Source organism: Sphingobium sp. TomTYG74 (assembly GCF_055393875.1).
The window spans coordinates 2465905-2487982 of record NZ_AP027341.1; the positions used below are offsets into that span (position 1 = coordinate 2465905).

19 protein-coding genes are annotated in these 22078 nt (G+C 62.1%); 14 read left to right on the forward strand and 5 right to left on the reverse strand.

Annotation, left to right across the window (positions count from 1 at the left end):
• Positions 1–71: 71 nt before the first annotated feature.
• From lepA to ACZ5TB_RS12520, 3 genes are all read left to right on the forward strand, one after another.
• Positions 72–1877, forward strand: a complete 1806-nt coding sequence (lepA, locus tag ACZ5TB_RS12510) for a translation elongation factor 4 (protein ID WP_464778696.1) — start codon at positions 72–74, stop codon at positions 1875–1877.
• A gap of 134 nt (positions 1878–2011) precedes the next feature.
• Positions 2012–2401: a PH domain-containing protein gene (locus ACZ5TB_RS12515; protein ID WP_464791449.1), complete on the forward strand. Its 390-nt coding sequence runs from the start codon at positions 2012–2014 to the stop codon at positions 2399–2401.
• A 151-nt stretch (positions 2402–2552) separates the two neighbouring features.
• A complete protein-coding gene (locus tag ACZ5TB_RS12520; RefSeq protein WP_464778698.1) occupies positions 2553–3251 on the forward strand; it encodes a hypothetical protein in 699 nt (232 codons plus the stop codon).
• 351 nt (positions 3252–3602) lie between these two features.
• Here ACZ5TB_RS12520 and ACZ5TB_RS12525 read toward each other — a convergent pair whose 3' ends face one another.
• Positions 3603–3896 carry an I78 family peptidase inhibitor gene (locus ACZ5TB_RS12525; protein WP_464792557.1) on the reverse strand — a complete coding sequence of 98 codons (294 nt, stop codon included), beginning with the start codon at positions 3894–3896 and terminating at the stop codon, positions 3603–3605.
• A gap of 9 nt (positions 3897–3905) precedes the next feature.
• A complete protein-coding gene (rnd, locus tag ACZ5TB_RS12530) occupies positions 3906–5072 on the reverse strand; it encodes a ribonuclease D (protein WP_464780048.1) in 1167 nt (388 codons plus the stop codon).
• A gap of 127 nt (positions 5073–5199) precedes the next feature.
• Between rnd and aspS the strand changes: the two genes are divergently transcribed.
• From aspS to ACZ5TB_RS12555, 5 genes are all read left to right on the forward strand, one after another.
• Complete coding sequence (gene aspS / locus ACZ5TB_RS12535) at positions 5200–6984, forward strand: aspartate--tRNA ligase (protein WP_464792558.1); 1785 nt, start codon at positions 5200–5202, stop codon at positions 6982–6984.
• Positions 6985–7148: 164 nt separating this feature from the next.
• A complete protein-coding gene (locus ACZ5TB_RS12540; protein WP_464791450.1) occupies positions 7149–7931 on the forward strand; it encodes a polyphosphate kinase 2 family protein in 783 nt (260 codons plus the stop codon).
• 85 nt (positions 7932–8016) lie between these two features.
• Positions 8017–9336: a methyl-accepting chemotaxis protein gene (locus tag ACZ5TB_RS12545; protein WP_464791451.1), complete on the forward strand. Its 1320-nt coding sequence runs from the start codon at positions 8017–8019 to the stop codon at positions 9334–9336.
• 80 nt (positions 9337–9416) lie between these two features.
• Entirely contained in the window at positions 9417–9602 is a 186-nt protein-coding gene (locus ACZ5TB_RS12550; protein ID WP_196225106.1) for a hypothetical protein, read from the forward strand.
• A 92-nt stretch (positions 9603–9694) separates the two neighbouring features.
• Positions 9695–11044 carry a S41 family peptidase gene (locus ACZ5TB_RS12555; RefSeq protein WP_464791452.1) on the forward strand — a complete coding sequence of 450 codons (1350 nt, stop codon included), beginning with the start codon at positions 9695–9697 and terminating at the stop codon, positions 11042–11044.
• A 222-nt stretch (positions 11045–11266) separates the two neighbouring features.
• Here ACZ5TB_RS12555 and greB read toward each other — a convergent pair whose 3' ends face one another.
• Positions 11267–11752 (reverse strand): transcription elongation factor GreB, encoded by a 486-nt coding sequence (gene greB, locus ACZ5TB_RS12560; protein ID WP_464791453.1) that lies wholly within the window; start codon positions 11750–11752, stop codon positions 11267–11269.
• Positions 11753–12059: 307 nt separating this feature from the next.
• Complete coding sequence (locus ACZ5TB_RS12565; protein ID WP_464791454.1) at positions 12060–14099, reverse strand: lytic transglycosylase domain-containing protein; 2040 nt, start codon at positions 14097–14099, stop codon at positions 12060–12062.
• A 154-nt stretch (positions 14100–14253) separates the two neighbouring features.
• On the opposite strand from ACZ5TB_RS12565, the gene dapA reads away from it, so the two are divergent.
• The 6 genes from dapA (at position 14254) to recA (ending at position 20347) form a co-directional block, all read left to right on the forward strand.
• On the forward strand, positions 14254–15132 hold the full coding sequence (dapA, locus tag ACZ5TB_RS12570; RefSeq protein ID WP_464791455.1) for a 4-hydroxy-tetrahydrodipicolinate synthase: 879 nt from the start codon (positions 14254–14256) through the stop codon (positions 15130–15132).
• 45 nt (positions 15133–15177) lie between these two features.
• Positions 15178–15660 (forward strand): SsrA-binding protein SmpB, encoded by a 483-nt coding sequence (gene smpB / locus ACZ5TB_RS12575; protein ID WP_196225111.1) that lies wholly within the window; start codon positions 15178–15180, stop codon positions 15658–15660.
• 17 nt (positions 15661–15677) lie between these two features.
• On the forward strand, positions 15678–16268 hold the full coding sequence (locus ACZ5TB_RS12580; RefSeq protein WP_464791456.1) for a DUF2062 domain-containing protein: 591 nt from the start codon (positions 15678–15680) through the stop codon (positions 16266–16268).
• Between the two features lie 43 nt (positions 16269–16311).
• Positions 16312–18735: a hybrid sensor histidine kinase/response regulator gene (locus tag ACZ5TB_RS12585; protein WP_464791457.1), complete on the forward strand. Its 2424-nt coding sequence runs from the start codon at positions 16312–16314 to the stop codon at positions 18733–18735.
• A gap of 79 nt (positions 18736–18814) precedes the next feature.
• Positions 18815–19171, forward strand: coding sequence for a response regulator (locus tag ACZ5TB_RS12590; protein ID WP_196225113.1), 357 nt, complete (start codon positions 18815–18817; stop codon positions 19169–19171).
• A gap of 102 nt (positions 19172–19273) precedes the next feature.
• A complete protein-coding gene (recA, locus tag ACZ5TB_RS12595) occupies positions 19274–20347 on the forward strand; it encodes a recombinase RecA (RefSeq protein ID WP_464778708.1) in 1074 nt (357 codons plus the stop codon).
• A 273-nt stretch (positions 20348–20620) separates the two neighbouring features.
• Here the strand turns inward: recA and ACZ5TB_RS12600 are convergent, their stop codons facing one another.
• Complete coding sequence (locus ACZ5TB_RS12600; protein WP_464791458.1) at positions 20621–21991, reverse strand: sulfotransferase domain-containing protein; 1371 nt, start codon at positions 21989–21991, stop codon at positions 20621–20623.
• Positions 21992–22078: the final 87 nt, after the last annotated feature.

Genomic DNA, 22078 nt, shown 5'->3' on the forward strand with positions numbered 1-22078 from the left:
TTCCTACTGATGGTCAGGCTGTTTGCAAGCTCTGCTGACAGGCCCGCAAATGGCTGCTATCGGCGCGGTCCATGACCAACCTTTCGCACATCCGTAATTTCTCGATCATCGCGCATATCGACCATGGCAAGTCGACGCTGGCCGACCGCCTGATCCAGCGTACCGGGGGGCTGACCGACCGGGAGATGTCGGCGCAGGTCCTCGACAACATGGATATCGAGAAGGAGCGCGGCATCACGATCAAGGCGCAGACTGTGCGCCTCGACTATGTCGCGAAGAATGGCGAGACGTATGAGCTCAACCTCATGGACACGCCGGGCCATGTCGACTTCGCCTATGAAGTGAGCCGGAGCCTGGCCGCGTGCGAGGGCGCGCTGCTGGTGGTGGACGCGGCGCAGGGCGTGGAAGCGCAGACGCTGGCTAACGTCTATCAGTCGATCGAGCATGACCATGAGATCGTGCCCGTGCTGAACAAGATCGACCTGCCCGCCGCTGAGCCGGAGAAGGTGCGGGCGGAGATCGAGGAAGTCATTGGCCTTGATGCGTCGGAAGCGGTGCTGGCGAGCGCGAAGTCGGGTATCGGCATCGACGATATTCTCGAAGCCATCGTCGCCAAGATCCCGCCGCCCAAGGGCGACCGCAACGCGCCGCTCGAGGCCATGCTGGTCGACAGTTGGTACGACCCTTATCTCGGCGTCGTCATCCTGGTCCGCGTTGTCAACGGCGTGATCAAGAAGGGGCAGCAGATCAAGTTCATGATCGGCGAGACCGAGCATCTGATCGACCGCGTGGGCTGCATGCGGCCCAAGATCGAGCAACTGCCCGAACTCGGGCCGGGCGAGATCGGCTTCATCACCGCGCAGATCAAGGACATCAGCCAGACCCGTGTCGGCGACACCATCACCACGGTCAAGAACCCTGCCGCTAAGCCGCTGCCGGGTTTCAAGGAAGTGCAGCCGGTTGTGTTCTGCGGCCTGTTCCCGGTGGATGCCAATGATTTTGAGAAGCTGCGCGATTCGATCAGCAAGCTGCGGCTCAACGATGCGTCCTTCTCCTTCGAAATGGAGACCTCGGCGGCGCTCGGTTTCGGCTTCCGCTGCGGGTTCCTGGGGCTGCTGCATCTGGAGATCATCCAGGAGCGGCTGACGCGCGAATATGATCTCGATCTCATCACCACCGCGCCGTCGGTGGTCTATGAAATGCACATGAAGGATGGGGAGGTGAAGCACCTGCACAACCCCGCCGACATGCCTGACCCGAACCATATCGAGATGATCGAGGAGCCGTGGATCGAGGCGGTGATTTACTGCCCTGACGAATATCTCGGCTCGATCCTGAAGCTCTGTCAGGACCGGCGCGGCATTCAGAAGAACCTGACCTATGTTGGCGGACGCGCGCAGGTGACCTATGAACTGCCGCTCAACGAAGTGGTGTTCGACTTTTATGATCGCTTGAAGTCGATCAGCCGGGGATATGCGAGCTTCGACTATCATCAGATCGGCACGCGCGAGGGCGATCTCGTCAAGATGAGCATCCTCGTCAACAATGAGCCGGTCGATGCGCTGTCGATGATCGTCCACCGCAGCGCCGCCGAGGCGCGTGGGCGGCATATGTGCGAGCGGTTGAAGGACCTGATCCCCCGCCACCTATTCAAGATCCCGATCCAGGCGGCGATCGGCGGCAAGGTGATTGCGCGGGAGACGATCGCGGCGATGCGCAAGGACGTGACGGCGAAATGCTATGGCGGCGATATCACCCGCAAGAAGAAGCTGCTGGAGAAGCAGAAAGAGGGCAAGAAGCGGATGCGGGAATATGGGTCGGTACAGATCCCGCAGGAAGCCTTCATTGCGGCGTTGCGTATGGGGGATGAGAGCTAACACTCCTTCGTTCGGGTTGGGCTGGTCGAAGCCTGCTCTTTTCGTTGGAGAAGGGCAGGAGGGCCGCGTTAGCCAAGGATTGACGCGGGCGGGGCATCCATGATCATGTCCGTGCGCACTTCTTGATGGGACGAATGATGAGCGACGCCTGGCTGTATGACGAGCATCCTGCGATGTTTCGCGCGCATCCGTTCCTGTTCATCCTGCTGCTGATTTCGGTTGTCGGGCTGCTGGCGATCGGGGTTTGGTGGCTGCGGGTGAAGGGGGAGCGGTTGGCGTTGTCCGACCGGGAGGTGCTGATGGAGCGCGGGCTGCTGGCCAAGCAGCGGACGGAGATCGCGCTATCGAGCATTCGCAGCGTGCGCATCACCCAGACATTCGGCCAGCGCATCTTCGATGTCGGCAATGTCGAGCTGTTCAGCGCGGGCGATATGGCGGAAATCGCGATCAAGTCGATGCCGCGACCGGGGCGCATCCGGAACATCGCGGCGTCGCGTAATCTGGATTTGCTGCCACAGCGTTGACGGGCGCTCGCGCCCCCTTGACCTGACGCCAATTTATTTCGACCATATGTCCTGACTGAAGGGACAGTGAAAAGCCTGTATCCGGGGAAGGATGCCGCTGGGTAACGCTGCTTCGCAATGGCGCGGGGCGCGGTTGCAAAGGGTGTCCTTCATGGCCTTGCCGGTGATGCTTTCGCTGCCTGAATTAACTGAGCCGCAGCGTGAGGCCGTTCGTGAGGCCTGCGGCTTCGCCTGCGTCCGATGTGGCGTGACCATCTATCGCTATCTTCGCCTGCCCGATTCGCCCCAAGCGACATTGCTCTGCCCGACTTGCCACGCGCTGGTGGAGGAGGGGCGGCTGACCACGGCGCAGGTGCAGGGATTTCATACCAATCCGGTGGTCCGCCAGCGGCACTTCGCTCGGGACCGCATGCCATTTTCTTCGGAGTTGCCGACTTTGATCGTCGGGGGCTCGCGGCCGCTGCGCGATACGCCGATTCCGCTGGTGCTGGATGGGGAGCCGATCCTGATGTTCGCGCCGCCGCGCCGCAGCCGGGGCGCGACGCGGATCAGCCTGCGGCTCGGCGATCCGCACGGCAACCCGGTGCAGGTGATCCAGGGCAATGAATGGCTGGCCGCCAATGGTAGCTGGCGGTTTCTGCTGCGGGGTGATCGCTACAGCGTCATGGCGGCGCGCGGCGAGGGGTTAGCCATTTTGCGGATCGTGGCGCGTAACCGGATCGCGGTGGAACATTTGCGCACGACGATCCGGGGGCGGCGATTGGAGGTGACGCCGGATTGGCTGGAGATCGACGGTAAGCGCCATGTGAACCGGATCGGTAGCGGCGCGCTTGTAGGACTGGAATGTTGAGGTGATGCGTAAAAAACGGCGGATTTCCGTCGAAGTTCACAGTGTATGCGCGCGCGTGGCCGGGCGCGCGTGCGCGAGGGGGTGATGTGGGACGTTTCAAAGAGAGGGGCGGGGATAGGGTTGTTGTGGGGGAATAGGACAGGGTGAATTTTGGGCTGGTGTTGGGAATAGGATGGTTTTTTAGGGGGGTGTGGCATTTGGGTGACGGTCGGTCGCAGATAGTTATCCCCCTCCCGCAGGCGGGAGGGCTAGGGGCGGGCGCGAGCGTAGCGAGTTTCTTTTATAAGACCGGCGTTGCGCTGGCCCACCCCCCGACCCCCTCCCGCTTGCGGGAGGGGGAGCAGGAGTGCGCTAACCGCACCTTGCGGAGGTGATTACCATCTTCTCGTCGTAGCTGACCGTGAGGCGATCGGGGCGGAAGTCCATGGTCATGGCCATGCCGGGGGCGCCCCAGCGTAGGGTGCGGGCGCCGGATGCTTCCAGCAGTTGCGTTCCCAAGTCGGCGCTTGCGGTTTGGCCGACGAAGCGGTCGAGGCCGTCGTTGCGGCAAGGCCCCTCGGCTGTAGTCGGCGTGGCGGGACCTTGGTCGCCAGTGGTGGCGCAGGCCGCCAACAGGAAGGGGATCATCAGTGCCGCTGCCCGCATCATTCGCTCCTATTCCGTGCGTGTCATCTTGAGGCGGCCGCCCTTGACCGCAAAGGCCAGGCGTCCTTCGACAAGGTCAACGGCATCGCGGCCGAATTGTTCATAGCGCCAGCCTTCCAGGATCGACAGGTCATCGCGGACACCTGCGGCCAGCGCGTCCAGATCGTCGCTGCGGGCCAAGAGGCGGGCGGCAACGTTGATGTCGCGTGAGCGGATCTTGAGGAGCAGCTTCAGCAAATCCGCGACCAGCGCGCCGTCCTTGCCGAGGCCCGGACGCTTTGGATCGCGTTCGGGCATCTCATCCTTGTCGAGCGGGGTGTGGCTGCCGAGCGCCGCCATCAGGCGGGCGCCGATGTCGTTGGTTTTCCAGGTGGCGGACAGGCCGCGCACCTTGCCAAGGTCTTCCTGAGACCGGGGTGGATGGCTGGCGATGTCGGCCAGCGTCTCATCCTTGACGATGCGGCCACGGGGAAGATTCTTGTCCTGCGCCTCGATCTCGCGCCACGCGGCGAGCGCCTTGAGGCGGCCGAGGACGTCGGCCTTGCGGCTGGCGATGCGGACGCGCTTCCAGGCGTCCTGCGGTTCGTTCACATAGTTGGAAGGGTCGCAGACGCGCTCCATTTCCTGATCGAGCCAGTCGCCCCGTCCGGTCTTGCGTAACTCCTCCAGCATCATCGGGAAAATCTGGATCAGATAGGTGACGTCGCCGATCGCATAGTCGATCTGCCGCTTGTCGAGCGGGCGGCGGCCCCAGTCGGTGAAACGCGCGCCCTTGTCGAGTTGCACGCCGAGCCACGCATCGACGAGGTTGCCGTAACCGATCTGTTCCCCAAGGCCCAATGCCATGGCGGCGATCTGCGTGTCGAACATCGGATGCGGGGTCCGGCCGGTGAGGTTGTAGATGATCTCCAGATCCTGCCCGCCGGCATGAAAGACCTTCAGCACATCCTCATTGTCGACCATCAGGTCGAGCAGGGGGCTAAGGTCGAGGCCCGGCGCCTTGGGGTCGATCGCGGCGGCTTCCTTGCTGTCGGCCACCTGGACGAGGCAGAGGTCAGGCCAATAGCTGTTTTCGCGCATGAACTCCGTATCGACCGCGATGTAGGGTGATTTGGCGATACGGGCGCAGAATTGGGCGAGAGTCTTGCTGTCGGTGATCAGCGGATGGATTTGCATATGGTCTTCGATCTTATTATGGGCTGGCCCGTCGCTCACGGGCTCGTCAATGCTTGACAAGACCGCCCATAGCGGGGCTGCGGCACTTTGTCATTTCCGTAAAACGAAGCTGAAAGATACAATCGCCATGCACGCCTATCGCACTCATACTTGCGGCGCCCTGACTTCTGCCGAAGTTGGCAATGAAGTGCGCGTGTCCGGATGGGTGCATCGCAAGCGCGATCATGGCGACCTGGTCTTCATCGACCTGCGCGATCATTATGGCATGGTGCAGATCGTCACCGAGGTCGACGGTCCCGTCTTCAAGGTGATCGAATCGCTGCGCGCCGAAAGCGTGGTGACGGTGACCGGCAAGGTGGTGGCGCGCGCGCCCGAGGCCGTGAACCCCAACCTGCCGACGGGCGAGATCGAAATCCGGGCGCTGGACGCGGTTCTGCTGTCGGCTGCCGCCGATCTGCCGCTTCCCGTGGCGGGCGAGCAGGAATATCCCGAGGATATCCGCCTGCGCTACCGCTTCCTCGACCTGCGGCGCGAGACGCTGCATGCGAACATCGTCAAGCGGACCAAGGTCATCTCCGACATGCGCCGCCGCATGGAAGGGGCAGGCTTCACCGAATATTCGACGCCGATCCTGACCGCGAGCAGCCCGGAAGGCGCGCGCGACTTTCTGGTGCCGAGCCGTATCCATCCGGGGAAATTCTACGCCCTTCCGCAGGCACCGCAGCAATATAAGCAGTTGCTGATGGTCGCCGGTTTCGACCGTTATTTCCAGATTGCGCCTTGCTTCCGCGACGAGGACCCGCGTGCCGACCGCCTGCCGGGTGAGTTCTACCAGCTTGATCTGGAGATGAGCTTCGTCACGCAGGAGGATGTGTGGAACACGATGGAGCCGGTGATCGCGCAGGTGTTCGAGCAGTTCGCCGAGGGCAAGCCGGTGACGCCTGCGGGCAGCTTTCCGCGCATCGCCTATGATGAGGCGATCCTGAAATATGGTTCGGACAAGCCGGACCTGCGCAACCCGATCCTGATTCAGGATGTGACCGAGCATTTCCATGGGTCGGGCTTCGGCATCTTTGCGTCGCTGGTCGAGAGTGGCAGCGTCATTCGTGCGATACCGGCTCCCGGCGCTGGTGCGGGCAGCCGTAAATTCTTCGACGACATGAACAATTGGGCGCGGGGCGAGGGCTATTCCGGCCTTGGCTATATCAACATCAAGGATGGCGTGCCGGGTGGCCCCATTGCCAAGAACCATGGCGAGGAGCGGACGGCAAAGCTGATCGAGGCGCTGGGCCTTGGCCCCAATGACGGCGTGTTCTTTGCGGCGGGCAAGGAATCGCAGGCTGCGAAGCTCGCAGGTCTGGCGCGCATCCGCGTTGGTGAGCAGCTCGACCTGATCGACAAGGATCGGTTCGACCTCTGCTGGATCGTGGATTTCCCCTTCTACGAATATGATGAGGAATCGAAGTCGGTCGATTTCGCGCACAACCCCTTCTCCATGCCGCAGGGCGGGATGGACGCGCTGGAGCATCAGGACCCGCTGACGATCAAGGCGTTCCAGTATGACATGGTCTGCAACGGCTATGAGATTGCTTCGGGGTCGATTCGTAACCAATCGCCCGAGCTGATGGTGAAGGCGTTTGAGAAGGTGGGCCTCAGCCAACAGGATGTGGAGGAGCGTTTCGGCGGCCTCTATCGCGCGTTCCAATATGGCGCGCCGCCGCATGGTGGTATGGCGGCGGGCGTTGATCGCATCGTAATGCTGCTGTGTGGCGCTCAGAATTTGCGTGAGGTGACGCTGTTCCCGATGAACCAGCGCGCCGAAGACCTGCTGATGGGCGCGCCGAGCGCGGCTGAGTTCAAGCAGCTGCGTGAACTGCATGTCCGGGTGGTGGAGCCGCAGGCGAAGGCTTGATCACCCTACCGTCATCCCAGCGAAAGCTGGGATCTTGGTCGAGATCGCGCTGCGCCTCCTGAGATCCCAGCTTTCGCTGGGATGACGGGGCAGGGGCGGGGCAGATTTGACTTTTCGTCGCTCCAGGCGTTGCTTTCCTGATCTGAACAGGAAGGATGACGCGCATGGCGATTGACCTTGCCGACTATGAGAAGGGCAAGCCTCTCAAGGGCGACTATGAGGCGGAGCTGGAAAAGCTGCAGGAGCGGCTGGCGAAGATTCAGGTTGCCCATGTGATCCATGACCGGCGGTCGGTCATCCTGTTCGAAGGCTGGGACGCGGCGGGCAAGGGCGGCATCATCAAGCGGATGACCGCGCAATGGGACCCGCGCTATTATCGGGTCTGGCCGATAGCCGCTCCGACGGCGGAAGAGTGCGATCATCATTTCCTCTGGCGCTTCTGGACGCGGCTGCCCGCAGGCCGCAACATCGCGGTGTTCGACCGCAGCTGGTACGGGCGCGTGCTGGTCGAGCGAGTGGAAGGGCTCTGCTCCAAGGGCGAATGGAAGCGCGCCTATGACGAGATCAACGCCTTCGAAAAGCAGCAGGCGGACGCGGGGACGAACATCATCAAGCTGTTCGTCCATATTACCCAGGAAACGCAGGACAAGCAGCTGGCGCAGCGGCTCGACACGCCGTGGAAGCGGTGGAAGACCGGCAAGGAAGATTATCGCAACCGGGCGCGGCGCGACGATTATCTCGACGCGATGCACGACATGTTCAAGAAGACGGAAAGCAAATATGCGCCATGGCAGGTGATCGACAATAATCACCGTGCGGCCGGGCGGATCGCCGCGCTGAAATATGTCGCCAAGTCCTTGGAAAAGCTGGTGCCGATGGATTTTCCTGAGGCCGACCCGGAGGTGGTCAAGCTCGCCAAGGAAGCATTCAACTATCAACTGCCGTAAAAAACCAAAACAAAACAGTGTGTTGTCATAAATATGTCATCAAAACCTAACCGCTCATTTACCATTCGGGCGCTACCAGCGGCGCATGTACGCGCCCATGATGCTCGATCCTTCGCCGTCGCTGCCTCGCTGGCAGGGCCTGCCCTTCGTCTCCACCAGTCCGGCAATCCGGATCGGACGGCCGTTGAGCGAAGCGGTGGAGCATTTTCAGCAAAACCCTTCGCTGCGGCTGCTGCCCGTGCTGGACGAAGCGGATCGGCCCAAGGGCGCGATCTACGAGCGGAACATGCGGCGGATATTGTTCAATCCGTTCGGTCATGCGCTGCTGCGTAACCCCAGCTTTGGTGGGCGGCTTGATGACCATATCCGGCCCTGTGCCTCGGTTGAGCGGAGCGCCACGATCGAGATGCTGATCGACCTCTACGCAGCGCAGGGGCAGAAATGCGAAGGGCTGATCGTCATAGAAGGCGGCCGTTATGCCGGGATGGTCGGCGGTCAGTTGCTGCTGAAGCTGGCAGCGGAGCGGGATGCGCGCGTCGCGATTGCGCGGGCGGAGCGGCTGGAGCGCGTGACGCGGGAGAGCGGCGGCTTTCGCGACGATATCGCGACGTTGATCGCCGATCTGGTGGGGATGGCGGACATGCTGTCCCGGCTGGCGAGCGACGCTGCGGAAAGGGCGGCCCATAACGGTCAGGCGGCAGCAGGCATGGCAGTGGCCGCCGCGCAAACCGCTGACAATCTGTCCGGCATCGCTGGATCGGCCAACGACCTTGGCCGACTGTTCCAGTCGATCGAGGATGAGGTGCGTCAGGCGGGCGCCGCGATCAAGGCGGCGGTCGAACAGACGCGGCTGGGGTCGGCCCAGACCCAACAATTGCGCGTTCAGGCAGATGGCATCGGCGAGGTGACGGCGCTGATCGACGCGGTGGCGCGGGCGACGGCGACGCTGGCCCTGAACGCGGGCATAGAGGCCGCGCGAGCCGGGGAGGCGGGGCAAGGCTTTGCCGTTGTCGCGCGCGAGGTGAAGCTGCTCGCGGGGCAGACCCGTGAAGCCGCAGCGGAAATTGCCGACCGGATAGACCATATCCGCGCGACTGTGGGTCATGTGGCGCAGGGCCATGAGCTAATGGGGGCCGCGATTGAAACAGCGGATCGGCTGTCGGCTTCCGTGTTCGACGCGGTGGCGCGTCATGGCGCCTTTAGCCGGAGCATCGCCGCCAGCATGTCCGAAGCGGGCGAGTCCAGCGATCATGTCCGGCTAAGCGCCAGTCAGATCAGCGGCAATGCCGACGCGGCGGTCGATGGCGCGCGCAACATCCGTCACGCGGCAAGCCAACTGGCGGGCGAAGCGCAGCGGCTGGATGCGCGGGCCAGTCTCTTTATCGAGGCTATTCGATTGGATTGACGGCGGCTTCAGGGAAAAATGGCTGGCGCCATGCGCAAATGCGGCTAACCTCTCCATCCAACAAGAAGGAGAGGAAAGCCATGCTCGTCATGTTCGTGGGCGCCGACCGGACCGAAACCGCCATCAATGCCGCGCAGGTCACCTTCGTATCTTCTGTTACTGACGGCACCCGCATCCGCTTTGGCGAAGGCCGCAGCGTCACCGTGGTCGAACCGATCGCGCAGGTGATGGAGGATCTCAATCAGGCGTTGCGGCCGCACGAATAGCGTCGCGCCCGGCGCTACGCCGTAACCGATGCTTTGCGTATGCCTGAGAAGCATCCTATACTGATGGCTTGATGCCAGGACTCAGGACAGCAATGAAATCCAATTTCTTCCGGGGCGCCGTTGCCCTTGGCGCGCTCGCGCTCATCCCCGCCACCACGGCCGCGCTCGCGGACGGGGAAGCGAGCAGCTACAAGGCGCTCGACGAGTTCATGGACGTCTTCCAGAAAGTCCGCAGCGACTATGTCGAAAAGGTCGATGACGAAAAGCTGATCAAGGGCGCGATCGACGGCATGCTCGCCAGCCTCGACCCGCATTCGAGCTTCCTCGACGCGCGCGATTTCCAGAATCTGCGGACCCAGACCGAAGGCAGCTATGGCGGGCTTGGCCTGTCGGTCACGCAGGAGGATGGCGCGGTCAAGGTGATCGCACCGACGCAGGATACCCCGGCTTGGCGCGCGGGGATCAAGGCAGGCGACTATATAACGCACCTTGATGGGCAGCTGATCTATGGCGGCACGCTGGATGAAGCGGTCGACAAGATGCGCGGCGCGCCGGGTACGTCGATCAAGCTGACCATCGTGCGGGCGGGCCGCGACAAGCCGATCGAAGTGACGCTGACGCGCGAGATCATTCAGCTGAAGCCGGTGAAGTGGGAAGTGAAGAACGGCGTTGGCGTGATCAACATCGTCAGCTTTTCCGCCAATACGGGCGCCGATTTGCGGCAGGCGATCCGCAGCATCGACAAGAGCCTGGGCCGTAAGCCGACCGGCTACATCCTTGACCTCCGATCCAATCCGGGTGGGTTGCTGGATGAAGCGGTGTCAGTGAGCGACGCATTTCTGGAACGCGGCGAGATCGTTTCGCAGCGCGGCCGCAACAAGGGCGATGTTGAGCGCTATTATGCCAAGCCCGGCGATGATGCGAAGGGCTTGCCGGTCATCGTGCTGGTCGATGCCGGGTCTGCCTCGGCCTCCGAGATCGTCGCGGGCGCGCTTCAGGATCAGCATCGCGCATTGGTGATGGGCGAGCGCAGCTTCGGCAAGGGCAGCGTGCAGACGATGTTGCCGCTGACCAATACGACCGCGCTCAAGCTGACGACGGCGCGCTATTACACGCCGTCCGGCCGGTCTGTGCAGGAAGGCGGTATCGAGCCCGACGTCCGGGTGCCGCAGTTGTCGGATCCCGATTACAAGAACCGGCCGAAGTTCCGCGAAAGCGACCTGCGCCGCCACCTGATCAACGAGATCAAGACGGACAATGCCGCGCTGGAAGAAGATACCAAGGAAGATCCGCGCTTCGCCATGACGGCGGAGGAGTTGAAGAAGAAGGGGATCGAGGATTTCCAGCTGGATTATGCGCTGAAAACGATCGGGCGGCTGGCGGCGAAGCCGGGTGCGGTCATCGCGCAGGCGCAGCCGGTAGAGAAGAAGGCGGCGCGGTGATTTGAGGGGTTGGTGTTGAAGCTTGACCTTCCCCTCTCCCCTTTAGGGGAGAGGGTGCCGAGCGGAGCGAAGGCGGGAGAGGGGTGTAAGCAACCCACGTTGCTCCCCTCTCCCCAGCCCTCTCCCCTGAAGGGGAGAGGGAGAAGGGCAGCGAAGGGCCGTCTTCAGCCCTCTCCTGATTGGCATCAAGCGTGACAGAGGGGTCTCGCTACTGGCGTCAATTCACTCCGGATAACCGATCTCCATTACCTCATATTCCTTCTCCCCGGCGGGCAGCATGACGCGGCGCAGATCGCCTACTGCGGCATTGCGCAGAGCGCGCGCGATGGGGGAGCTCCAGCCGATCCGGCCCGCGCTGGCGTCGGTCTCGTCATTGCCGACGATGGTGACGGTGCGGTGATTGTCGTCTTCGTCGGCTATCGTCACGGTCGCGCCGAAGAAGACGCGGGTCTTGTCGGGTTGCTGACGGGGATCGACGACTTTCGCATCCTTCATCTTCTTTGACAGGCGGCGGAGTTGGCCGTCGATCTCACGCATGCGCTTGCGGCCGTAGAGATAGTCGCCATTCTCACTGCGGTCGCCATTGCCCGCTGCCCAACTGACGATCTCCACGATGCGTGGCCGCTCCTGCCCAAGCAACTGGTCATATTCAGCGCGCAGCTTCGCGAAGCCTTCGGGGCTGATGTAATTGGGGTGAGGGGCGTTCATCCGCCTCCTTTAGCGCCTTTTCTCCCGCCATAACACATCCGGCCGGAGGCCAGAAAACCTCCGCGTCTCGGAGGGACCCAAAACTCTGCGTCCTCTGCCCCTCTGCGCGAACAAGAGAAAAGGCAAGCAGCCACAGCTTCAGTCTGATGACTGCGCGCCATCTACCCGCTGCTGGTTATGATTATGCGCGCAGAGGCGCAGAGGCGCAGAGGACGCGGAAGGGTTGTGCGTTTTTTTGGTTCACGCGGAGACGCGGAGGCGCGGAGGTGATTTTGGCCTTCGGCCCTTTTCCGCGCCTCTGCTGAGGTCAGCCTGGGGTTTGCTTGCCCAGATATTTGGAGAGTGGGGTATTGGAACCCCGGAAGCGGGCGCGTTCGGGATTCATCGCTTCATAGACGACCGCATTTTCCAGCACACGCTGTACATAATTGCGTGTTTCGAAAATCGGGATTTGCTCGATCCAGCGCAGCATGTCGGCGCCCGGCAGGCGCGGGTCGCCATTGGCGGAGATCCAGCGGTTCACATTGCCGGGACCGGCATTATAGGCCGCGACCGCCAGCGGATAGCTGCCGCCATAATAGTTGAGCATGCGCTGGAAATAGGATGAGCCGAGCATGATGTTGTAGCTTGGATCGTTGAGCGAACCGGGGTCATAGCCGAGGCCAAGTTTGCCCGCCTGTTCCCGCGCGGTGCCCGGCATCAGCTGCATCAGGCCGCGCGCACCCGCGTGGCTGACGATCTGGCGGTCGAACTGGCTTTCCTGCCGCGCGATGGCATGCACCATCGTCCAGTTGGATTGGGCCGTAGGCGGCACGGGCACGCGGGGGAAGGCGCTTTCGCCATAGCCGGTAAGGCCGCTCGACACGGCGCGGCGGCCGACCATCACGCCCATGTCGGGCCTGCCGATGCTCTTGGCGAGTTCGGCGGCGAGATAATGGTCGCTGTCGCTGTCGGCATTATTGGCGATAGCTCGGGCGAATTTGCTCTGATCCTCCCAATAGCCCATCTGTCCCAGCGCCTTCACGGCGCGGACGACCGAACGATTGGCGAAGGCGGAGCGATCGGCGGCGGAAATTTCCACGGCCCGTTCCACGAGGGCAGGTGCGGGCACCGGCTTTCCGACGCGTTCCAGGGCAAGTTGGCCATAGAATTGATCCGGGAACACCGAAGCCTGGGCGAAATAGCTGGTCGCGGTGGCCGTATCACCGGCTGCCAGTGCTGCGCGACCTGCCCAATAATAGCCCTTCGACTGGGTCTGGGGAGACTTAGCGGCTGTCGCATAGCGGCGGAACATCGCCGCAGCGTCCGCTGGTCGGTTCAGATTATAGAAGGCGGTCGATCCCGCCAGCCAGGCGAGGCTGGTATAGTCGTCACGCTCGCCAATCGGGCGGCTGGAAACGTCGGTGCCGGGCGCATAGGCGTCGTCGAGCTTGCTGGCGATGCCATAGGCGAAGCTCCACTGGCTGTCGTTGGCGGCGGCGCGCGCCTGGCCAAGCAATGTCTCATACCATTTTTCGGCATTGCCCGGGCGGAAGGTCAGCTGGGGACGGTTGGCAAGATATTGCCGCGCGGCGACCCAATTGCCCGTGTTCATCAGCCAGGTCGCCTTGTCCGCGACGAAGCCTGCGTCGGATATGCCAACCGGCTCGGCGACCTGCATCCGGGAGGCGGCGTCCGGCGCCTTCTGGCGGAAGGCGATACGCGCTTCGTAGACCGGCCGTCGCGTGGGCGTCACATAAGCGAGCATCCGTTGCGCGCCGGCGATGTCGCCGCCCCATAGCAGCACGTCGGCGCGCTGATCATGGTCCGCACTGGTCCAGCTGGATCCGAACAGCGAAAGAAGCCGAGCCTCGTCATCCGGCGAAAGCGTGCCGCCGACCCAGGCGCTGCGTGCGGCAATGCGCGCTTCGGGCATGCGGCCCATCTGCATCAGCGCCAGCGCATTGCGTGCATGGCCGGTGGCGGTGCGCGCGGGGAAGCGGGCGAAGAAGGCCGTAACCTGACGCGGATCATAGCTGTTGGGATTGATGCCGGTTTCCGCCAGCCGCCGCATCCGGTCCTCCCCCGGCCAACCGGGATTGGCGAGGATGAAGCTGGCATAGGTCGAAAAGCCCAGGCCATCGCTCTGCTGCAACGCGCGCCATTGGCTGATCGTCGCGGAGATGGATGGATCGGACGCGACGCCGATTCGGCCGCTGACCTGATTCCAGGGCGATGGCTGAGGCGATGCCTGAGTCGAGGCGGGCAGTTGCTGGACCACCGCGCCAGCCGGATAGGGCGACGCAACAGGGGCTTCGGTCTGGGCGCTGGCGCCGGCGGTAAAAAGAAGAAGAGCGATCAAGGGCATGCGGACCAATGTTGTTTCGGGGCGGCGAGCTGACAGCCTACTGGACATCATCGCAATTCCATCCTTATCAGGCCCTGAATGACACGCTATAGCGCGCCGTTGCCTACACTCGACAGTGTGCCCCGGAATGCCGGTGAATTGAAGGAGTTTGTTGATGTTTTCCGGGTCGATTCCGGCGCTGGTCACTCCATTTCGCGACGGGAGCGTGGATGAGGCCGCGTTTCGCGCCCTAGTGGACTGGCAGATCGAGGAAGGAAGCAGCGCTTTGGTGCCATGCGGCACCACCGGCGAAAGCGCCACCATGACGGTGGAAGAGCATAACCGCGTCGTCGCGATCTGTGTCGATCAGGCGGCGGGCCGGGTGCCGGTGATTGCGGGCTGCGGGTCCAACGACACGCGAATCGCTCTGGAGCATATGTTCGCGGCGCAGGCTTCTGGCGCGGACGCGGCGCTGGTGGTCGCGCCTTATTATAACAAGCCCAATCAGGAAGGCGTTTATCAGCATTTCGCCTATCTGGCGGAGCGCTGTCAGCTGCCGATCGTCCTTTACAATGTACCGAGCCGCACGATCACCGATATTGGCGTGCCGGTCATCCATCGCCTGACCGAAGAATATCAGACGATCGTGGGCATAAAGGACGCCACCGGGAATCTGGGGCGGGTCACCGCGCAGCGGCTCGCCTGCCGGGATGATTTCTGCCAGCTGTCCGGCAATGATGAAACCGCGCTGGGATTTAACGCCATGGGGGGCAGGGGCTGCATCTCCGTCACGGCCAATGTCGCGCCGCAACTGTGCGCGCAATTCCAGGCGGCTTGTGCGTCGGGTGACTGGGCTGGTGCATTGGCGTTACAGGACCGGCTCTACCCGCTGCATGACGCATTGTTCAGCGATTCTTCACCTGGACCGGTTAAGTATGCGCTCAGCCGTGTGCGGTCCGACATGCCCGGTGAATTGCGGCTGCCGATCACCTGGCCGTCGGAATCCAGCCGCGCCGCTGTGGATCGGGCATTGGAAATTGCGGGTCTCGTCTAAATGGGCTGCGGCCTTATATGGTGAAGTGAGTTAGTTAAGAGTCCCATGGCCCGCCCCCGTCCCGAACTGTTCGACAAGAAGAAGATCGTCGCCGAGAACCGGCGCGCGCGTTTTGAATATTTCCTTGAGGATGTGTTCGAAGCGGGCATCGCGCTGCAAGGCACGGAGGTGAAATCGCTTCGTTTCGGCGAGGGGAACATTGCCGAGAGCTATGCCGAGGTGAAGGGCGATCAGGTGTGGCTGGTCAATAGCAACATCCCCGAATTCAGCCACGGAAACCGCTATAATCATGAGCCCAAGCGGCCCCGCAAGCTGTTGCTGCACGAGCGGGAGATCGCGCGCATGCACGGCGCGGTCGAGCGCAAGGGCATGACGCTCGTCCCCTTGAGCGTCTATTTCAACAGCCGTGGCAAAGCGAAAGTTGAACTGGCGCTGGCCAAGGGCAAGAAGACGCACGACAAGCGCGAGACGATCAAGGAACGCGACTGGAAGCGCGATCAGCAGCGTATCATGAAGGACCATCGCTGATGGGGCCGAGAGCGAGCATGGGCCGCCTGTCGCGGTGGTGGCATGCCAATGCCCCGACCCGTGAATCGCTGGAGGACAATCGCTTCATTGCCCCCGTGGCGCACCGCGTGCTGGAGCCATCGCTGTGGCGCTTTACCCGTCGTTCCGTGCCGCGTGGAGTCGCGTTGGGGCTGCTGGTCGGGATATTTCTGTTGATCCCCGGTGTGCAGATTGCCGGGGCGGCGATGCTGGCGCTGCCGTTCCGGGCCAATATTCCGCTGGCGGCGGCGATGACGTTTCTTTCCAATCCGGCGACGACACCGCTGTTCCTGATGGCGTCCGTCTATGTGGGCAACTGGTTCCTGGGCCGCAGCGCGGATGCATCGGGTTTCATGGCGCTGGTGGATAAGCACGCATCGATCCGCGAATGGTGCGGCTGGCTCTTTTCCGAAGCGGCGCCCGCCATGCTGTTCGGGCTGGCGCTGATTTCGGTTGCGTTCGCCGTGGTCGGCTACTTCATTGCCGACTGGATCTGGCGCCATCGGATGGGCCGGAAATGGCATGCGCGCAAATTGAGGATTGGCAAGGCACCCGAAAGCAGCGCATTGGAAGAAGTCGCCCGCGTCTGACGTCGGCGAATAGTCCAGGCGTTTTCAGGGGGAAGGCCGGCCGATGGCCTCGCGCGTCAAAAGGGATGAGGAAGCGTGGACGGGCGAGCGCCCTTCCCGGCTGTCCCTGCCGCTGCTGATACTGGCGGCGCTGCTTTCGGCGGTTCTCGTCATCTATGCGACCGGCAACCCGGCTATGGCCACGGGGTTCGGCGCAATGATCCTTGCCATTGCCGCGCTGCTCAGCTGGTATCGGCGTATTTTCCCGGAAGAGGCGGCAGACGGCGAGGCGGTGCCGGATTGGACGGTAGCGCGCGCCGCAGCGGATGCGTCCAACATGGCCATCGCGGTGACCGACCGGGCAGGGCGGCTCGTTTGCGCCAGCGACCTGTTCGGCGAATGGTTTCCCGGATTTCCGACGCCCCCCAATCTCACGGCTGAGCCTAGCTTAACGGAAAGCCTGAGCACTGCCGCCCGCGCGGCCTGGCGCGATGGTGAGGCGCGGGTCGAAGGCGTGGCGCAGGGCGCTCTCCGGCTGGACGTCGATCTGTGCCGCACGGGCCGGTCGGAAGATTATCTGCTGTGGCGCTTTACTCCGGTTCGCCAGCCAAACGCGCTGGATGATGTGCACCGCCTGCTGACCGGGGACGCGGGGCGGCAGATGGGCGAGGCCGGGATCATGGCAGTCATGATCGGGGGTGAAGGGCGCATCCGCGCGGCGAACGGGGCTTTCCTGCTGCGTGCTGCTGGCCGGATCGACGCCAACATCACCGGCCGTGACTTTGCCGCCCATATGCGCGTCGATGACAAGGGGCGGCTATTTCTGGCGCGTGAGGAGTCGGGCGGGCTGCCGCTACGGTTGTTGCAGGTGCCCTTGCGTCGGACGGCTCAGCCTGCTGGTAGTCAAGTGGGCCAGGATGGTCCGATGCTCCTGCTGCTGATCGATGAGCCAGCGGGTAGCGCGGGCGGCACATCGGCGCTTTCCTATATCGAAACGCTGCTGTCCCTGCTGCCTTTCGGTCTTGCCATGGCGGATCGCGATGGTCGCGTCCTGTTTCTCAACAATGCCTTCTCCCGCGCGGCGGGGCTCAAGCGTAGCGAACGACCGAGTTATCCCGGCGATCTGGTCGTGCGGGAAGATCAGGCAGCAGTCGCAGACGCCGTGCGCCGCTTTGCGGTGGGGCCGCAAATGTCGGGCGATATCGCCATCAGGTTGCGCAACGAGCCGGAGGAGCCGACGGCGCTCAGTCTGGCGGGCGTCCGGGGCCTGGGCGAGGCAGCCGTGCTGCTCAGCCTCAAGGACAATAGCGAGGAAAGCAAGCTCAAGCGGCAGGTGGCGCAGGCGACGAAGATGCAAGCGATCGGCCAGTTGGCTGGTGGCGTCGCGCATGACTTCAACAATATCCTGACCGCGATCATCGGCCATTGCGACCTGATGCTGATGCGCCATACGCCGGGCGACAGCGACTATGACGATATTCAGCAGATCAAGTCGAACAGCAATCGCGCGGCTGGGCTGACGCGCCAGCTGCTCGCCTTTTCGCGGCAGCAGACATTGCGTCCGCAGGTGCTGCAATTGCCGGACATCGTTGCCGACGTTTCCAACCTGCTGAAGCGTCTGCTGGGTGAGAGCGTGAAGCTGGAGGTCAGCCATGGCCGCAACCTGGGCGCGGTGCGCGCGGACCCGGGGCAGCTGGAGCAGGTGATCGTGAACCTGGCGGTCAATGCGCGCGACGCGATGCCGGAAGGCGGCATCCTCAATATCCAGACCTATGCGGTTCCGGCTGGCAAGGTGCGCGAGATGCGGCAGGAGATATTGCCCGCCGCCGATTATACCGCGCTGCGGGTTTCCGACACCGGCCTTGGCATCCCGCCCGACATTCTTTCCAAGATCTTCGAGCCCTTCTTTACGACCAAGGAATTGGGCAAGGGCACGGGGCTTGGCCTCTCCACCGTCTATGGCATCGTCAAGCAGTCGGGCGGCTATATCTTCGCCGAGTCCGAACTGGGCCGGGGGGCGAGTTTCGTCATCTACCTGCCCGTCTATCAGGGCGCGGACATGGAGCAGGCGATTCCCGCCAAGCTGCCGCTCAAGCGCAGCGAGACATGGGGCACGGGCACGGTGCTGGTGGTCGAGGACGAGGATATGGTCCGCGCCGTTGCCGAACGCGCCCTTTCGCGCCAGGGCTACAAGGTGCTGACCGCCAATGATGGCGAGCAGGGGCTGGAGGTGCTGGCGAGCGGTGAGAAGATCGACCTGCTGATCTCCGACGTGGTCATGCCCAATATGGATGGCCCGTCCATGGTCGCGCGGGCACGGGATACGCATCCCGACCTGCCGGTGCTGTTCATGTCCGGCTATGCCGAGGAGCAGCTGCGCAAGTCGATCGACCTTGCCAATGTCGCCTTCCTACCCAAACCATTTTCCGTCAGCCAGCTCGCGGAGGCGGCGCGGGACGCCTTGGCAATGGGTACAGCGGTGGAATGAACTTCTTGAACGATCAAGCGTTTATGCTGGTCCGCGCGCCGATGATAAGATAGCGAGCGCAACGAAATAGGGGACGCACATGTCGGACGGCAAGACCATCCTGGTGGTCGAGGATGAAGCGATGATCGGCATGATGCTGGAAGATTATCTCGAAACATTGGGATATCGCCTGCATGCCATTGCCGTTTCGGTGGATGAGGCGTGCGACCATGCGCGCAAGGGCGGCTTCGACGCCGCGTTGGTGGACTGCAATCTGCAGGGTGAGAAAAGCTGGCCGGTCGCGGACCTGCTGGCGCAAAGCGGCATCCCCTTTATTTTCGCGACAGGCGGCATGGCTGATGATGTGCCGTCAGGGCATTCGGATCGGCCGACTTTGGCAAAACCTTATACGATTGGCGCCGTTGAGCGGGCGCTGACGAAGGTTCTTTCCGCCTAAATAGGAAATTTCCGTTCCCCTCTTGTTCTTTTGGAACAAAGGGGATACATGGTGGCCAAGGCGCCACTTAATCGGCGCTTCCGCTTGACAGGGGATAGGCCGATGACAGCAATGCTCTCACTCATCGATTCCAAGAAGACAGGGACAATGGACAGACAGAAAGCATTGGAAGCGGCCCTTTCCCAGATTGACCGCGCCTTCGGTAAAGGTTCGGCCATGAAGCTGGGCAGCCGCGAGAAGATCGAGATTGAGGCGATCTCGACGGGATCGCTGGGGCTCGACATCGCGCTGGGTATCGGCGGCCTGCCGCGCGGCCGCATCATCGAAATCTATGGCCCTGAAAGCTCGGGCAAGACCACGCTGGCGTTGCATGCCATTGCAGAGGCGCAGAAGACCGGCGGTATCGCGGCCTTTGTCGACGCGGAACATGCGCTTGATCCGGCCTATGCCAAGAAGCTGGGCGTCGACATCGACGAACTCATCGTGTCGCAGCCGGATACCGGCGAACAGGCGCTGGAGATTGTCGATACGCTGGTGCGGTCGAACGCCATCGACGTGTTGGTGGTGGACTCGGTCGCCGCGCTGGTGCCGCGCGCTGAAATCGAAGGCGAAATGGGCGATAGCCATGTTGGCCTTCAGGCGCGCCTGATGAGCCAGGCTCTGCGCAAGCTTACGGGCTCGATCTCGCGCTCCAAGTGTCTGGTGATCTTCATCAACCAGGTCCGCATGAAGATTGGCGTCATGTACGGCAATCCGGAAACGACGACGGGCGGCAACGCGCTCAAATTCTATGCTTCGGTTCGCCTCGACATTCGCCGCACCGGCCAGATCAAGGATCGTGACGATATCGTCGGCAACGCGACCCGCGTGAAGGTGGTGAAGAACAAGGTGGCCCCGCCCTTCAAGCAGGTCGAATTCGACATCATGTATGGCGAGGGGATTTCGAAGATCGGCGAGATACTCGACCTTGGCGTCAAGGCTGGCGTGGTCGAAAAATCGGGCGCCTGGTTCTCCTACGACTCCGTTCGCATCGGCCAGGGTCGTGAAAATGCCAAGACCTTCCTCAAGGAAAATCCCGAAATGGCGGAGCGCCTGGAAAAGGTGATCCGGGGCAAGACCGAAGAGGTCGCCGAAGGAATGATGACCGGACCCGAAGCGGAGGATGATGGCGAATAAGCACGGCTAACGCCTGCGGCCGGATCAGCCGCAGGACAGCCGCGCGGCTCTGCCCGCCTTTCGTTTCACGCACTGAAAAGGTCCGCCCGTGCATTTTCGCCGGGCGGGCCTTTTACCGTTATAAAGCGCGACTGGGCGTGGCTTGCTCAACAGGGCCAGAGCGCGCTGCGTTAAATCGGACGCAAGACGCGCGCTCTAGTTATTTGTTGCCGCATCGTTTGTTGCGCAAAACCGGTTCCCACTTTTGCGCACGATGCTCTAAATGAACATTGATCAGCGGCTGGGGCTCACCATTCCTGTCGGTTTGAGGTCAGAGGGCGGATTTTTGGCGTTGCTCCGCTGGCGCCTTTTGCTCTGCTCGACGGCGAGCTTTTTCTTGAGCCGTACGCCCTGAAGACCCCAGTCTCCGAAATGTACGGCAGCCAGGAATATGAGGAGGCCGTTCATGAACAAGGCGATGGTGAGGGGCAGCGCGAGAAAGACGTCGAGTATTCGTTCGGTGGGTGTTTCCACAGGCCCCACCCGGTCGATCCCGAACAAGGCGAGGCCATCTTCCAGCGAGTGACCATCCCATTCCCGCCGGAAAAGCCATTCGCCTACTTCTATCGCCAGAATGGTCGGGGCGACGAGCATGGCGGCGAGGCCGATTATCACCATCGCCTCGCTCAAGAGCTGTACACCAAGAGAGGGAAGGCGGCGCTTGGTTACAGGATCATGCACCTGTCTTTCGGGCGCCGCGGATTGCGATATCCCTATCGGTTTCACGGCGGATGACGAAGGCGGGTCTGAAAAGCCGTATCGATCCAGCTTGGCCAACATCCGGCGGTTCAACTGAGACTTACAGCTATCCTCGATGAATTTTTGTTGCTCGATCGTCAGTTCCTGCCGGAAACTGTCGGATTGCCCCTTTCTGATCCGCAGGGCATCTGAATCCGATCTGTCATATTCATGGCCGGGAATGCCCTGGGCGAGTTCCAGTGCCTTGAGCTTTTCGAAGGATGAGTTTTCCACCGCATATCCAAGAGCATGGGTGTGGACTGGCTCATCCAGGAAATTGAGCATCTTTTCAACTTCTGCCTCCGTTTGAAGCAGTAGATCCTCATAATATATGACGTGATGATCATGCCGTTCGAGGCCATTGGCCCAGCTGTTCATATATTTGATATAGTGAGGCAGGCCTCTATTCTCATCCATGAGAAAATCGTCAACGCTGCCTTGAAACGACATCTTGTGCCGGGTCACATGGTGATAGTCGGAAATGAGTACGGCTCGCGGATCGCGGATGAGGAATATGATGGGAAGCCGACCGGGGAGGGTTGGTTTGAAGCGCAGATGGGTGGAAGGGATGAGGGGGAAAGAAGCCTCTTCCGACCTGCGGACAAAGGCCGGTATGCCGCGCACCGGATCCAAGTCGAAATTGGGAGCAAAGGTGAACATGCTCTGGGTCGTAATGGGCGGATATGCACGCGACGCGAGGAAATATTGGGCCAGGATAAACCTGAGCCAGGTCCTGCCTGACTTCGGGTAGGAGGCAAGGAGCGCAGTCGCAGCGCTGGAAACAAGACGCAGGCTGCGAGCCGAAGCGATACGGCGCGCCAGAATGAAGGGCGCATGAGCCAGCGAAGCGATGTGGGACGTGTCCATCAACACAGACTAGCTTGGCAGAAAGCCGGGTGTGAAACTTTTCCGGATGATGGCCAATGTGTGTAAGAAGCTGAAACCATCCTCCCT

Excerpts from the sequence above, each read along its gene's own strand:
- lepA (WP_464778696.1), top strand. The coding sequence starts at position 72 with ATGACCAACCTTTCGCACATCCGTAATTTCTCGATCATCGCGCATATC.
- ACZ5TB_RS12515 (WP_464791449.1), top strand. The coding sequence starts at position 2,012 with ATGATGAGCGACGCCTGGCTGTATGACGAGCATCCTGCGATGTTTCGC.
- ACZ5TB_RS12520 (WP_464778698.1), top strand. The coding sequence starts at position 2,553 with ATGGCCTTGCCGGTGATGCTTTCGCTGCCTGAATTAACTGAGCCGCAG.
- ACZ5TB_RS12525 (WP_464792557.1), bottom strand. The coding sequence starts at position 3,896 with ATGCGGGCAGCGGCACTGATGATCCCCTTCCTGTTGGCGGCCTGCGCC.
- rnd (WP_464780048.1), bottom strand. The coding sequence starts at position 5,072 with ATGCAAATCCATCCGCTGATCACCGACAGCAAGACTCTCGCCCAATTC.
- aspS (WP_464792558.1), top strand. The coding sequence starts at position 5,200 with ATGCACGCCTATCGCACTCATACTTGCGGCGCCCTGACTTCTGCCGAA.
- ACZ5TB_RS12540 (WP_464791450.1), top strand. The coding sequence starts at position 7,149 with ATGGCGATTGACCTTGCCGACTATGAGAAGGGCAAGCCTCTCAAGGGC.
- ACZ5TB_RS12545 (WP_464791451.1), top strand. The coding sequence starts at position 8,017 with ATGTACGCGCCCATGATGCTCGATCCTTCGCCGTCGCTGCCTCGCTGG.
- ACZ5TB_RS12550 (WP_196225106.1), top strand. The coding sequence starts at position 9,417 with ATGCTCGTCATGTTCGTGGGCGCCGACCGGACCGAAACCGCCATCAAT.
- ACZ5TB_RS12555 (WP_464791452.1), top strand. The coding sequence starts at position 9,695 with ATGAAATCCAATTTCTTCCGGGGCGCCGTTGCCCTTGGCGCGCTCGCG.
- greB (WP_464791453.1), bottom strand. The coding sequence starts at position 11,752 with ATGAACGCCCCTCACCCCAATTACATCAGCCCCGAAGGCTTCGCGAAG.
- ACZ5TB_RS12565 (WP_464791454.1), bottom strand. The coding sequence starts at position 14,099 with ATGCCCTTGATCGCTCTTCTTCTTTTTACCGCCGGCGCCAGCGCCCAG.
- dapA (WP_464791455.1), top strand. The coding sequence starts at position 14,254 with ATGTTTTCCGGGTCGATTCCGGCGCTGGTCACTCCATTTCGCGACGGG.
- smpB (WP_196225111.1), top strand. The coding sequence starts at position 15,178 with ATGGCCCGCCCCCGTCCCGAACTGTTCGACAAGAAGAAGATCGTCGCC.
- ACZ5TB_RS12580 (WP_464791456.1), top strand. The coding sequence starts at position 15,678 with ATGGGCCGCCTGTCGCGGTGGTGGCATGCCAATGCCCCGACCCGTGAA.
- ACZ5TB_RS12585 (WP_464791457.1), top strand. The coding sequence starts at position 16,312 with ATGGCCTCGCGCGTCAAAAGGGATGAGGAAGCGTGGACGGGCGAGCGC.
- ACZ5TB_RS12590 (WP_196225113.1), top strand. The coding sequence starts at position 18,815 with ATGTCGGACGGCAAGACCATCCTGGTGGTCGAGGATGAAGCGATGATC.
- recA (WP_464778708.1), top strand. The coding sequence starts at position 19,274 with ATGACAGCAATGCTCTCACTCATCGATTCCAAGAAGACAGGGACAATG.
- ACZ5TB_RS12600 (WP_464791458.1), bottom strand. The coding sequence starts at position 21,991 with ATGGACACGTCCCACATCGCTTCGCTGGCTCATGCGCCCTTCATTCTG.